Below are 13,609 nucleotides of genomic sequence, written 5' to 3'. Positions count from 1 at the left end.
TCAAAAGATGAAATATGCCGTGATCCCGGCATGGACTAAGATGGCGATTGGGACACCGAGACGGAAAGCTGGCTTCAGCGTCTTGTGACGGAACAGCCGCATCGCGATATACGCCCCGAACGCCCCGCCGATCCAGACGAGCGTCAACAGCGTCTTTTCCGAAATCCGCCACGCGTTCGCTTTCGCACGTCGTTTATCGAGAAAGAACGTAACAAAAGCTAGTAAATTAGTCACAATGTAATATAGCAGTAATAGTTCCAAAGCCTATCCGCTCCTTTCTTCTTCATTGATTATAACTTGAAATGGCTTAACAAAGCCGTTTGTATCCGTTTTGTAAGAAATTCACCCTTGACTTCTAGCCCATAAAGTTCTGTAACTGAACTGATATCACTCTCATATCAGGCTGTAACGGCAGTGAAATATAGAGGTGTTACAGTAAGGGGGCGTTAGAAAAGGGAGGAATATTCTTATGAAAAAACCACTATTGACACTAACGGCACTCGCTGGCCTTAGTTTAGGAGTCGCTGCTCCAGCTTCGGCAGCATCAACACACACAGTTCAGTCTGGAGATACATTGTATCGTATCGCCGTGAACAACAACGTCTCTGTAAACGACATTAAACAAGCGAACGGCTTAAACTCTAATATGATTTTCCCGAACCAAGTATTGAAACTTGGAAAGGCAGAAGCAAAAGCTTCGAACTCATCTAAAACGTATACAGTTAAAGCAGGCGACACGTTGTATCGAATCGCGAAAAACAACGGTGTTACTGTCAATCAATTGATGACATGGAACGGTCTTAAATCAGATTTGATCTTCCCAGGTCAACAATTCGCAGTGAAAGGCGCAGCCGCTGCATCAGTAGCGAACGACGCTCCTGCAGCGAAGCCAAAAGCATCAACATCTACACAAGTGACGAAAAAGTCTACTTCGACAACGCAAACTCAAGCTCCGGCTTCAGGGCGGACGATGACTGTTGAAGCGACAGCTTATACACCATACTGTGCAGGATGTTCAGGAATCACAGCTACTGGAATCGACGTACGTTCAAACCCGAACCAAAAAGTCATCGCGGTTGACCCATCAGTCATCCCACTCGGCTCTAAAGTTTACGTTGAAGGTTACGGCGAAGCCATCGCTGGAGACACTGGCGGCGCAATCAAAGGGAACAAAATCGACCTCTTGATGCCGACACAAGAACAAGCGATTCAATTTGGTCGTCAATCTGTCCAAATCACAATCTTAAACTAATTCGTACGACCCCAAAAACACCGCTGGCGCGGTGTTTTTTTTGTGTCGATACGTGTCAATCCGTGAATGTTTGCGGACAAACAGGCGGAAACCGAAACGAATTATCGTCTGGCCATATTCACTCACGCCAAATCTCCTTTAAACGGGTATGTAGAGAGAAAGGGAGGGGAATTGGATGGTCTCAATGGAAATCATCATCAGCGTGCTTGGGATCGTGTTGCTACTCTTGAACGTCACGTTCGCCGTCACCATCATCTTTTTCGAGCGGCGTGACATCGGTTCGACGTGGGCTTGGTTGCTCGTCCTATTCTTTATCCCACTGCTCGGTTTCTTCATCTACATCTTCTTCGGTCGGTTAATCAAATCGAACAACTTTTATCAAGTCGACGAGGAACGTCGCCACGAGTACGCCAAACACGTCGACGATCAATTGACTGAGCTCGATGCGCATGATGGCCTGTTCGCTCATGACCCGCTCTTATCCAAATATCGAAGGCTCGCCCGCTTGAACTTATCTTCCACGAACGCGCTCGTGACGTATCATAATGCGATTCAGGTCATTCATGACGGCGAGCAGAAGTTCGAGGCGTTGTTCCATGACATCGAGATGGCGACACAGGAAATCAACATCCAGTACTACATCATTCAAAACGATTCGCTCGGTCAAGCGCTCATCGAGGCGCTTACACGCCGGGCCAAGGAAGGTGTCAAAGTACGTCTGCTTTATGACGCCGTCGGCTCGAGGGGGTTGCGACGCTCCCATTTCAAACAGCTCCTCGCGCACGGCGGCGAGGTGAAGTCGTTCTTCCCGTCACGCTTCGGCATCAACTTCCGGGTCAACAACCGCAATCACCGCAAGCTATGTATCATCGACGGAGACATCGGCTATATCGGTGGCTTTAACGTTGGGAACGAGTACTTGGGCACGAATCGTCAGTTCGGTTATTGGCGCGACGTGCATCTGCGGATGAGAGGGGAGGCGGTGCGTGAACTGCTCGAACGTTTCCTCCTCGATTGGAACCGTGCCGTGCCGACGAAGCATTGGGCTGAGAAAGAGGATTTTGTATGGCCATCCGTCCTCATTAAGACGGCCCAATCACCGGTGCAAATCGTCACATCGGGCCCGAACTCATCGACCGAGCACTTGAAAAACATGCTCGTCAAGATGATCACCGAGGCGAAAGAGACGATTTACATCCAGACCCCTTATTTCATCCCTGACGCCAGCTTCCTCGACGCCTGCCGCAACACGCTCATGTCTGGGACGAAGATTCGCCTGATGATCCCGAATAAGCCGGACCACATGTTTGTCTATTGGGCGACGTATACGAATGCGGCCGAGCTCGTCCGCTACGGTGCCGAAGTATATACGTATGAAGGCGGTTTCCTTCATGCGAAGACGCTCGTCATCGATGGCGAGGTCGCCTCGATCGGCACGACGAACATCGACGCCCGCAGTTTCCGTCTCAATTTCGAAATCTCGGCGCTCGTCTATGATGAAGTTGTGGCCCAGTCCGTCATCGATGCGTTCGATCGAGACCTCGCATGTGCTGACAAGTTAACGATTGAGCGTTATGAGACACGGACGAAATGGATTCGATTCAAAGAGAGCGTCTCCCGTCTACTCAGCCCGATTTTATAACAAAAGACCAACGCAACCCCTAGGGGTCACGCTGGTCTTATTGTTTGAGCAATTGTTTGACATGTTGTTCGAACGACTCGATGATCGGAGCGGGCGCGTCTTTCTCCCCGTACTCGGCCGCTTCGAGCCAAGTGGCGAAGAGCGAAGCGTCGGTGAAGCGGATGCGTGTCAACCAATCGTGGACCGTCTCTTCACGGAACCGTGGATGGGCTTTCTCGAGACGACGTCCCGCATCGAGTAGCCGGACGTGTTTCGGCGTGCGCACGGCACGTAGCGTCCGTTCATGGGTGACATGCGCCCGTCTCGGCACGACCGCCTCTTCTTGGACATCTTTTCGTTTCTGCAAGTAGATGAACAGGAACACCCCGATGACGAGCAAGAAGATGAAGAGGGCGATCCATACGACTGTCTGATTCGAGGCCGTCTCAAAGAACGTCTCGTTCGAAAGCGTCTCCGCATCCAAGTTCGGATTTTCAGGCACCATGAACCGGTTTACCCTGTCGGACGGGTCAAGCGTGAACCCATCGAACCAGCCAGCAATCCACATGAGAAACGGACGGACCCACGTCACGAGATCGCCGAACAACAGCTCTTTAATCGTCCGGAGCACGACGGCAAGCGTCAACCCGATTGAGAGGCCGACGGCGAGCATCGCCAACATCCGTTTATAATCACGGCGGTAATAGAGACTTCGTTGCCAAAACAAGAACAGGAACGGGAATGCGATCATCGCGAGCGGTTGGGATGCCGGCGGGAACAACCAGTCGACGATCAAGAACAAGACGCTTGCGATGGCGTACCGGTCCGTCCAGTCGAGCGTGCGGATGAAGGCATGCACGTACGTGAACAACAACAAGGAGACACTCATCTCAAAAGAGAAGTATAGCGCCATGACGCTGAGCGCCGTCTGGGCACCGAGCTGCCAATTGCGGGGGAATCGCAGCGTGAGAAGATAGACGAGTGGAAAGACGTGACCGACATAAAACGCGGCAAAGACCCACCATAATAGTTTCATCGTCCGTCACCCCCGAGCCGGAGGATAGACTGGCTGCCCCCGTATTTGGCGACCTTCCGTTCGAACAATGACCGTGCGAGCGGGAAGTCACGTTCCGACAGACAAGCGAGTGTCGTCATGACCTTACGAAAATGCGTCTCACCGCTCCCCGGGGCGAGGTCATACGTGATGCCGTCTTTCGTAAGCGTCGGGACGATGAGCCCATAGCTCGCGTTCTCTTTCTCAAAGTCGCGGCATAGCGCCGCCGCCTGTGAGATCAACCGTTCCATCTGGTGGGTGAGGGCACGTCCGTCTTTCGTCAACAAGTCGAGGACGACGACATACTCGTTCGCCTGAACCGGTTGCTCGGTCCGGGCGAGCAGTTCGCCCGTCTTCGCATAGGCCGACCAATACAGTTGACGCATCGGCTGGCCGTGGTACGGCGCCACCGATTGGAACGTCTCCGGGTCCCGGTAAGCGCTATGGCGCACCATCTCTTCCCCAGGCAACGTCGGCGGCCGTTTCGGGATCGGGTACGGCATGAAGTCCGGGAAGACGTAGCCGATCCGATCGAGCGGCTCTTCTTTATAGAGCGAGAACATCCGGAGCGGGTCACGGATTTCCATGCCGATCGCCTCAATCCGGATCGGACCGCGCTTGATCGCTTTCAACGGAAGCGTATAGGCGACTTCCGCCTCGCGGCCTACATAGTTCTCTTGGCGCCAGAACGCATGGTCCTCCGAGTCGACGGTCGGATGCAAGTAACCGGACAAACGGACGACACCGAGCGGGACAGGTGCCGTCGACAATAGATTGATCGTATACGTCTCCTCGTCCCCCGGGAACAGCTTCAACTCATCCGTCACTGAGACGTGGACGTAATCCGCGAGCCGAAACAACAGCTCCGGCATGATGAGCGCATAGAGGCTGAACCCGATGACCACACTCGCGAGGAAGACGTTGCCGTACAGGGCGATGAATACCCCGACGACGAACAAGAGCCACATATACCCGGGCTCGAGGTAGCGAGGGCTGACGAGTTGCATGTCACACCTCGGATGGGACCGCGATGGTCTCAAGGACAGACTTGATCAATTTTGATGGTTTCGTCTTCAAGGATGCCTCGACCGTCAACACGACACGGTGGCCGAGAATCGGTAAGGCGAGCTCCCTGATGTCTTCCGGTGCGACATAGTCGCGTCCATCCATATAGGCGTGGGCCCGGGCCGCCATCGTATAGGCGAGAGTCGCCCGCGGGCTCGGCCCGACCTCGATGTCCCGGTGGTGCCGAAGCGCCTCGACGAAATCGAGGAGATAATCCTCCATCGCCTCATGGAACGTCACGTCACGGACCGCTTGTTGCATCTCAGCGAGCTCGTCTTGCTTCAACGTGAACGGCGCCGCACTCAAGTGTTCGTTCCGGAGCAACCGGCGCTCGGACTCCCGTGACAACGGGGCGAGCGACAGCTTGAACAAGAAACGATCGAGCTGTGCTTGCGGGAGTGGGAACGTACCTTGCCCATCGAACGGGTTTTGCGTCGCGATGACGAAAAACGGATCAGGTAGGCGCATCGACACCTCGCCGAGCGTCACTTGGCGTTCCTGCATCGCTTCAAGCAGTGCGGACTGCGTCCGCGGCGTCGTCCGGTTAATCTCATCGACGAGCAAAATCGACGTGAAGATCGGTCCGGTCCGACGCTCGAACGAACCGGTCGTCGGATTGAACAGTTCCATCCCTAAAATGTCACTCGGAAGCGTGTCCGGCGTACACTGTACCCGCTGGAATGCCGCCGATACAGAGGAAGCGAGACTTCTCGCGAGCGTCGTCTTCCCGGTCCCCGGCCGGTCCTCAAGCAAGACGTGTCCCCCGGAGAGCAGGGCGATCGTCGACAGTTTGATCGCTTTCGACTGTCCAATCACTTGGTCGTTCAAATATGTGGTCCATGGTTGTATCATGAGTAGTTCCCCCGTCTTTTTTCTGAATATTTAAGAAAATCATAGCACATTCAAACGCCCGCATGGAACGAAAAGAAAAAACGATGACGCTTCCGTCATCGTTTCGGTGAATCCAAGTAGCGTTCAAAATGCCGTTCGAGCCAGTCTTGGAAGAACGACATGAACGTACAGATGCCCCAATAGATCAAGGCGACGACCAAATAGACCGTCATGTAATCGAACTCTCGTCCTCCGACGATCTTCGCCTTGTTGAAGATTTCGGGGACGGTGATCATCGCGGCGAGCGAGCTCGCCTTAATCAAATCGAGAAACACGTTCGAGAGCGGGGGGAGGGCGATCCGTGTCGCCTGGGGCAAGATGACCCCTTTGAGCGTCAGCCACTTGTTCATCCCGAGCGAGCGGGCGGCCTCGACCTGTCCATCATCCACCGCACGAATTGAGGCCCGGATAATCTCGGCGATATAAGCGGCCGAGTTCAAACTAAAACCGATAATCGCCGCCGTCAACGCCGCGAACTGAATCCCGATGAACGGGAACCCGGAATAGAGAATGAACAGAATGATTAAAATCGGCACACCCCGCATGAACGAAATATAAAACGTCGACGGGAAGCGGAGTAGCCGTGACGGTGACAGCTTACCAAGGGCAAGGATTAAACCGAGCACAAGCCCGAAGAACATGCTGACGAACGAGATCCATAGTGTGTTCGGCAGCCCCCCGAGAAGGTACGGGAACGAGCGGATGGCCAAATCGGCATCAAAGATTGCCTCCCATTTCACTCCTTCCAACATAATTAGTCCAATTCGACGATCGTTGCATCGACATCCGGTTCGACCGAGACATCTGCGCCGTTATAGAACTGCTCCGATAAAGATTTCACCGTACCGTCTTCAAGCATCTCCGCGAGGACACGGTCGATGTTTTGTTGCAACTCGTCGTTCTCATTCGACATGAGGAATGCGACTTCTTGCGGGTTATAAGCGATATCCGGGTGGATGGCGATATCGAACTCCGGGAAGAAGGCGAGGGCGAGCGTCTGCAAGTAGTAGTCGTTCAAGATGACGTCCGTGCGCCCAGTCGATACGTCACGAAGGTACTGGTCGTTCGTCGCGTTGTCATAGATGACTTCTTCAGCCCCGTATTGACGCGCCACTTCCATGAAGACGGTCGTCGCTTCTCCAGCGGCTTTCTTGCCTTTCAAGTCCTCGAGCGAGTCGATGCCTGAAAGGTCACTCTTCCGGACGATGGCCGTTCCGTACGTGTACTTATACGGTGTCGAGAAGGCGAACTTCTCTTTGCGGTCCTCTGTGACCGAGATGTCGTTCGCGGCGACGTCGATCTGCCCGTTCTGGACGCTCGTCAACATGTTGTCAAACGCCATCTCTTTGAACTGAACTTCAAGGTCAAGCCGCTGACCAATCTCTTTCATCAATTCGACATCGAATCCTGTCAACTCGTCACTTTCTTCGGCACGGAACGAGGCAGGGTAGAGTGTGCCGGCCGTCCCGACCGTGAGCGTACCGCTCTCTTGAATCTCATCCCAGCCCGAAGTCTCGGCCTGATCGGTGCTCGAATCACCACACGCCGCGAGCGGGACAGCAAGTAAAAGGGAGGCCGCGAAGCCTTTTGTCAAACGTTTCATTTATGTTCCTCCTTAAGTTATCATCTGTCTAAAAATAGCATGACAATCGATTACAGGCAACTCCTAAGAATTGATGAACAGCGTTAAAGTTATTTTTGAAACATAAATCCATAAAGCGCTATCACGTCCTTGAATGAACGATTCAGTTGAGTAATACAGTTTATTATTTCCGACGAAACAGGTGTAGAATTGAATTGAGCTAGTTGTGCAGATGGTGAAGAAACTTTGTCCAACAATGAATAAAGTTGAATCAAGGAATTGTTGATGTTGGCTATGATGTATCAAGCAGAAAGAGGGGTTTCATATCAATCTAGCAAATAATGTAACAGGTGCTTGATGAACGACGAGCAACTAGCTTTAAACCAGTTACAATAATCCAGCTACGGGAGATGGACCAACCATGACAGTTATGACGATAATCATCGTTTTAGCAATCGGCTTAATCACGCTTATGATTGGACTCTTTACAAAGAAAAGATGGGTGACCATCCTGTCGCTCATTCCACTAGGATTGTCACTTTGAAATTTGATGGCCTTATTCTCGATGGGTATGTAATAGGGGTTTGAACAATTATATGAGGAAGCATTCTTGGAGTTCGACGAGACGACTTGTATCGGACAAATCCGTGTAGTAAGAGACTGGAACCGTTTTGTATATATCGAGACGTATCGAAACAGCGACTCGGGCATTTGCTGATGGAAGCTGCGGAGACGTGGGCAAATGAGCAATCGTTGCTCGGATTGTCACTCGAAGCGCAGACCGATAACGTGATCGCGTGTCGATTTTATGCGAAAGAAGGGTTCGCGCTCAGGAACGTGGATACGCTCAAACAGACCTGAAATTCGGACATCGAACTGACGTTGGATTGGTACAAAATTTTCTGAGTTGCAGCTGAGAGGCGAGACGTCAAATCTGACATTACGCTTCTCTTTTTCTTTCTAGTTAACATAACATATATTATCAGTAAAAATAAAAATCTGTCTCAATCCTTTAGTATACTTAAAGAAGTGAGACAGAATGAGAGAAATGAGACGAGATGTTATGCACGTGTAAATCGAATCAATGTGACACCGGGTTCCGGTTCGAATTCGGAGCTCGCTTCAAACCCTAACTTCGTATACAGACGCTTTGCTGGACCGTTATGTTTTCCGGTATGGACATAAACTAGCTTGTCTTCATGAAGGCTTAGGACGTGTTCGAGCAAGGTCGTCGCCAGTCTCGCCCGAAAATACGTCGGATCAATACACAGCTTTGTGACTTCGACCGTTGTCTCGGCCGTCTCGATCGTGATAAATCCAATCAACCGCTCGTCGTTATACAATCCGTAACTCTCACCGGATAAATTTTGAATCACTTCAACCGTCTCATATCGAGCTGGAATCTCATCGAAACCGATCAACTCAGCCTCGACCGCGTAGGCGTTTCGTTGAATCTCGAGCATTTGCTCAGCCGAACGATATTGCGTCGTCTGAATCTCACGTAGCTCCATCATCTCACACCTCCTCCTTTACCGTGAAAACAGCCGTGCCCGTTTACGCTTCGCGCGTTTTAGCGCCCGATAGAGCCGATGAGTCCCTTCAATCGATTTTCCATGGCCTACGAACGTATGACGTGGCGCGAGATCGATCAACTTCTCGGCGTTCTCGACAGCGGCCGACTTATCCCATGTCGCCAGTCCAGGAAGCGGGAAAAGCGGTCTGACGTCCCCTGCCACAGCGACTCCCCCATGCGATTGAAACGCGTCGCCTGCAAACAGAATTCGACTCGCTTCATCAAAATAAGCGACGGAGCCCGGTGTGTGACCGGCAGCATGATAGACGCGGAACCCGAACAACCGCTCACCTGGGTCTAACCGCTTGTCCGGCAACGAATGAATTGTCGGGAGCGAGCCTTTAATTTTAAGCTCCCGCTCATCCGGGTCGGTCGTCCGATCCCCTTCAAGCAATCGGGCATCGCGGCGCGAGATGTACAACTCGGCATGAGGATGGACTTTCAAGATGCGATCGACACCTCCGACGTGGTCGCCGTGGGCATGCGTCAATAAAATGGCAAGAAGCGGCCGTTCAAGCGACTCGATATAGGCCAAAATGTCCGCGGCGTTCCGTTCAAGTGACGTATCAATCAAGACGAGCCCGAGCTCTCTTTCAATCAATTGGACGTTAATCGGCAGTACCGGCGCGTAAAAGGTCAGTTGATGAACATGTTCCAAGCGTGTAATGACCACACAATCCCCTCCCCTCAATCAAACAATGTCACCCAGTCTTCTTGCCATCGGGCGTCAAAACACATATGGAGTTGCTCGAGCGTGTTCCGAGCGAGCGAGAGCGGCGGCAACGCGTCCCGTGTGAAAAAGCCGACGTCACTCGTCTCATAGCTCACCTGCGCCTCCCCGCCAATCAGCTCGCATTCGATAAACAGTTTATAGTAATGCTGCGACATGGGCGGATGTGGGTGATGATGCATATCAAACAAGGCGACGAGACGGATCGGTGCGACATCAAATCCCGCTTCCTCCTCAATCTCTTTGACGATATTCTCCGTAGGCGAGAGCCCGACCTCGCAAAAGCCACCCGGAAGCGTCCAACGTCCTTCTGAACGTTCTTTGACGAGCAACAACCGGTCTTCTTGGAAGACGACACCCCGTACGTCAAGCTTTGGTGTCGGATAGCCATCAATGTGCGTCAACTCAGTGATCTCGTCCAATGCGAGATTGGATTGTCGTTTAAACATCTCGGTCGCAATCTGTTGCAGCTCAAGGTACCGCTCGCGGTCAAACTCGTCTTTCGTGAACGTCAAGCCGGCCTGAGCCAATGCCTGTAGCCGTTTGGCCCAATCGAGCCATTCTGACATAGTCATCCCTCCATCGTTTGTCCTGCTACTCATTTCGCCGCAGGGGTGAGTTGTTCCTCTTCAAGAATACCCGCTTCTAGCAGAAAGTACGTATCGTGCACATGATATACTTCATACAATATGATTCATCAAGGAGGAAACGTATGACGATGCTTATATTGTCCCAATTCAAAGACGATTTGGACGGTTATACCGAGCGACAGTTGCGATATCAGGCAGCAGACGATATCTGGTCAATCGGACAAATGTACGACCATATCATCGTGGTGGCTGAGGAATATGCGGATGAGATTAAACGGTGTCTCGCTTCCACTGAAGAGCAACCGCTCGGGAAGACCGAGTTCGGTGAACGGTTGTTTCAGGCCGGTGGGTTCCCTCCGATGAAAATCCGTTTACCTGACGAAATGAACCAACCTCCGAACAATACGGACAAACGGGAACTGCTCGAACGCCGGATCGATGCATTGCTTTCCCGTCTTGAGCGCCTCGAACCGTTCGTCCGGTCGGCAAATCCTTACGTTAAAGCCCAGCATGGCGGTTTTGGCTGGTTGAACGCACAAGAGTGGTACGCCCTGATCGAGATGCATACCCGCCATCACTTGCGCCAACAGGCCGATTTGGAACGGTATCTTATGGAGGCTGACATCTAAGACGTATTCAAAAAGACGCCTCGCGCGTCTTTTGTTCATTTCTCATCGTAAAAGCTTTCTGTAAACGAATCATTTAGTCCGTACCGCTCGTCAAGCAACCATTTCATTTCAAGATCGATGTCGCGAATCCAGCTACTTTTCAAGCTTCTGTCTCCTTAAATACATTTATACCGGAACGAAAAAACCCTGCACAACGTCTGTTGTACAGGGCCCTCCTCAATCGAGGTACACGTCTTCAATCTCACCGAACGTCTCCTCGTCAAACACGAACGAGCCGTTGGCGTAGCGGTCTAGAAGCGTCAACTGCTTCGTCTTGACCGTCTTCGCTTTCTCTTTCCCGATAATGTGGAGCGTCTCATCGTCATGCACCGGGAGCACACGACGAATCTGATGCGGTTTCGATTTGACTTCACGGATGAGCATCGTCCCACGCAAGTTACGGTTCGTGCAATCGAACTGATCCTCGAGCTTCATCTTCTTGACTGCGCCACGCTGCGTCACGAGGACGAAGAGAGGCGGCGTGAAGAAGGCAAACGCATCGGCGACCGTGTCACCATCCTTCAAGTTCATCGCCTTGACGCCGGCGGCACGTTGCCCGACGACCGGTACGTCATCTTCCTTGAACCAGAGCCCATAGCCTCGCTCCGAGACGAGGAACAATTGGCCCGGCCCGTCGCTGATCCCTGCGAAGACGACCGTATCATCGCCTTTTAACTTGAGCGCCATGAGCGCTTTCGACTTACGCTGGGCGTCATAGTCACGGAGCGGCGTCCGTTTGACCATGCCGTCACGCGTCACGAACAGGCAGTGTGCGTCGGTATCGAACGTCGAGACGACATCGGCCGAGACGACTTGCTCGCCTTCAATCGGCACGAGGTTAGCCACGTGCTGTCCGGCATCCTTCCATTTCGACTCTGGGATTTGATGGACCGGGATGAGCAAGTAGCTGCCTTTGTTCGTCCAGACGAGCAAGTGGTCCGTCGTCATTGCCTGGGTGACGAGGACAGGACGGTCCTTGTCTTTCATGTCCGGCATCTCGTCGCTCGAGGCGCCGTATGAGCGCATCGACGAGCGTTTGACGTAACCGTCACGGCTGACGAAGACCATCGTCTCTTCGACGGCGATCATGACCTCGGTCTTCAGCTTCAACTCCTCGACCTCAGACTCGATGACCGAACGTCGCGCATCACCGAACTCGTCACGGAGCGCCGTGAGTTCTTTCGAGATGAGCTTCCGTTTCGTCGCGTCGACGTTCAAGATGTTCGCGAGACGCGTGATCTCTTTTTGGAGCGCCTTCGCCTCTTTTTGAAGCTCGACGATATCCGTGTTCGTCAAGCGATACAATTGAAGCATGACGACCGCTTCGGCTTGGCGGTCCGAGAACGAGAAGCGCGCCATGAGCTTCTGTTTCGCCTCGGCTTTATCTTTCGCCGAACGGATGAGTTCGAGCGTCTCATCTAAGACCGAGATGGCCTGTTCAAGCGCGTCGACGATTTCGGCGCGTTTCTTCGCCTGCTCGAGCTCGAACGTCGTCCGCCGCGTCACGACCTCTTCGACGTGTTTCAAATAGGCATCGATGATCGGCAGCAGTCCCATCTGTTTCGGTGTCCGGTTGACGATCGAGACCATGTTGTAGTTGTAGGCGAGCTGCAGGTCGGTATGCTTCAAGAAGAAGTGGAGCACACCTTCCGCGTCGGCCTCTTTCTTCAACTCGATGACGACACGGACGCCGGTCCGGTCGGTCTCATCGCGGACCTCGGCGACGCCTTCGACCTTCTTGTCGAGACGGAGTTCTTCCATCTTCTTGACGAGGTTCGCCTTGTTCACCTCATATGGGAGCTCCGTGATCGTAATTTGTTCACGGCCACCCTTGAGCGGTTCGATGACCGATTTGGCACGGATGATGACCTTGCCTTTTCCGGTCTCGAACGCCTTCAAGATGCCGTCGCGACCCATGACGATCCCGCCGGACGGGAAATCCGGTCCTTGCATGTACTCGAGCGCTTCCGTCGCCGTTTGGACCTGACCTTTCAGGCGGGCGATGGCGAGATTGAGCACCTCGGTCAAGTTGTGCGGCGGGATCTCGGTGGCGTAACCGGCCGAGATGCCCGTCGTCCCGTTCATAAGCAGGTTCGGGAGAAGTGACGGCAAGACGAGCGGCTCTTCGGTCGAATCGTCGAAGTTCGGCGTGTAGTCGACCGTGTTCTTCGAGATCGACGTCAGCATGACGCCGGCGATCTTCGATAGCCGGGCCTCGGTATACCGCATCGCGGCAGCCGAGTCGCCGTCCATCGAGCCGTTGTTCCCGTGCATGTCGATGAGCGGATAACGTAACTTCCAGTCCTGTGACAGGCGTACCATCGCCTCATAGACGGAGCTGTCACCGTGCGGGTGATAGTTCCCGATGACGTTCCCGACCGTCTTGGCCGATTTGCGGTACGGTTTCTCGTTCGTGTTGCCCTCATGGTGCATCGCATACAGGATACGGCGCTGAACGGGTTTGAGCCCGTCACGCGCGTCCGGAAGCGCCCGGTCCTGAATGATATATTTCGAGTAACGCCCGAAACGGTCACCGACGACCTGTTCGAGCGACAAGTTTAAAATGTGTTGAATCGTCGACAT

The 13,609-nt window shown here is 53.0% G+C and carries 14 protein-coding genes; 4 read left to right on the top strand and 10 right to left on the bottom strand.

From position 1 onward, the window contains the following. Positions 1-261: a DUF1294 domain-containing protein gene (locus KB235_RS09135; protein WP_034816631.1), complete on the bottom strand. Its 261-nt coding sequence runs from the start codon at positions 259-261 to the stop codon at positions 1-3. Positions 262-469: 208 nt separating this feature from the next. Between KB235_RS09135 and KB235_RS09130 the strand changes: the two genes are divergently transcribed. Together KB235_RS09130 and cls are read left to right on the top strand one after the other, a co-directional pair. Continuing rightward, positions 470-1,252: a LysM peptidoglycan-binding and 3D domain-containing protein gene (locus KB235_RS09130; RefSeq protein ID WP_211779457.1), complete on the top strand. Its 783-nt coding sequence runs from the start codon at positions 470-472 to the stop codon at positions 1,250-1,252. 175 nt (positions 1,253-1,427) lie between these two features. Beyond that, complete coding sequence (gene cls / locus KB235_RS09125; protein ID WP_420842134.1) at positions 1,428-2,894, top strand: cardiolipin synthase; 1,467 nt, start codon at positions 1,428-1,430, stop codon at positions 2,892-2,894. Between the two features lie 37 nt (positions 2,895-2,931). On the opposite strand, the gene KB235_RS09120 is transcribed toward cls, so the two are convergent. The 5 genes from KB235_RS09120 to KB235_RS09100 form a co-directional block, all read right to left on the bottom strand. Next, positions 2,932-3,909: a hypothetical protein gene (locus KB235_RS09120; protein WP_211779456.1), complete on the bottom strand. Its 978-nt coding sequence runs from the start codon at positions 3,907-3,909 to the stop codon at positions 2,932-2,934. Continuing rightward, positions 3,906-4,934 (bottom strand): DUF58 domain-containing protein, encoded by a 1,029-nt coding sequence (locus KB235_RS09115; RefSeq protein ID WP_034816641.1) that lies wholly within the window; start codon positions 4,932-4,934, stop codon positions 3,906-3,908. The genes KB235_RS09120 and KB235_RS09115 overlap by 4 nt, the downstream gene beginning before the upstream one ends. A gap of 1 nt (position 4,935) precedes the next feature. Next, a complete protein-coding gene (locus tag KB235_RS09110) occupies positions 4,936-5,844 on the bottom strand; it encodes an AAA family ATPase (protein ID WP_211779455.1) in 909 nt (302 codons plus the stop codon). 95 nt (positions 5,845-5,939) lie between these two features. Continuing rightward, positions 5,940-6,635 carry an amino acid ABC transporter permease gene (locus KB235_RS09105; protein WP_211779454.1) on the bottom strand — a complete coding sequence of 232 codons (696 nt, stop codon included), beginning with the start codon at positions 6,633-6,635 and terminating at the stop codon, positions 5,940-5,942. A 2-nt stretch (positions 6,636-6,637) separates the two neighbouring features. After that, complete coding sequence (locus KB235_RS09100) at positions 6,638-7,486, bottom strand: transporter substrate-binding domain-containing protein (RefSeq protein WP_211779453.1); 849 nt, start codon at positions 7,484-7,486, stop codon at positions 6,638-6,640. Between the two features lie 696 nt (positions 7,487-8,182). On the opposite strand from KB235_RS09100, the gene KB235_RS15680 reads away from it, so the two are divergent. Then, positions 8,183-8,326, top strand: a complete 144-nt coding sequence (locus KB235_RS15680; protein ID WP_246514172.1) for an N-acetyltransferase — start codon at positions 8,183-8,185, stop codon at positions 8,324-8,326. 200 nt (positions 8,327-8,526) lie between these two features. Here the strand turns inward: KB235_RS15680 and KB235_RS09090 are convergent, their stop codons facing one another. From KB235_RS09090 to KB235_RS09080, 3 genes are read right to left on the bottom strand one after another with little or no spacing between them, the layout of a single operon-like run. Then, positions 8,527-8,979: a GNAT family N-acetyltransferase gene (locus KB235_RS09090; protein ID WP_235193444.1), complete on the bottom strand. Its 453-nt coding sequence runs from the start codon at positions 8,977-8,979 to the stop codon at positions 8,527-8,529. A gap of 15 nt (positions 8,980-8,994) precedes the next feature. Then, a complete protein-coding gene (locus KB235_RS09085) occupies positions 8,995-9,711 on the bottom strand; it encodes an MBL fold metallo-hydrolase (protein WP_211779452.1) in 717 nt (238 codons plus the stop codon). A 14-nt stretch (positions 9,712-9,725) separates the two neighbouring features. Further along, positions 9,726-10,337 carry an NUDIX hydrolase gene (locus KB235_RS09080; protein ID WP_211779451.1) on the bottom strand — a complete coding sequence of 204 codons (612 nt, stop codon included), beginning with the start codon at positions 10,335-10,337 and terminating at the stop codon, positions 9,726-9,728. 143 nt (positions 10,338-10,480) lie between these two features. On the opposite strand from KB235_RS09080, the gene KB235_RS09075 reads away from it, so the two are divergent. Then, positions 10,481-10,987 (top strand): DinB family protein, encoded by a 507-nt coding sequence (locus tag KB235_RS09075; RefSeq protein ID WP_211779450.1) that lies wholly within the window; start codon positions 10,481-10,483, stop codon positions 10,985-10,987. Positions 10,988-11,203: 216 nt separating this feature from the next. Here the strand turns inward: KB235_RS09075 and parC are convergent, their stop codons facing one another. Further along, on the bottom strand, positions 11,204-13,609 hold the full coding sequence (gene parC / locus KB235_RS09070; RefSeq protein WP_211779449.1) for a DNA topoisomerase IV subunit A: 2,406 nt from the start codon (positions 13,607-13,609) through the stop codon (positions 11,204-11,206).

Origin of the sequence: Exiguobacterium alkaliphilum, from assembly GCF_018138125.1 — a bacterium.
GTDB lineage: Bacteria > Bacillota > Bacilli > Exiguobacteriales > Exiguobacteriaceae > Exiguobacterium > Exiguobacterium alkaliphilum.
This window is presented reverse-complemented; position numbering and strand designations above follow the sequence as displayed.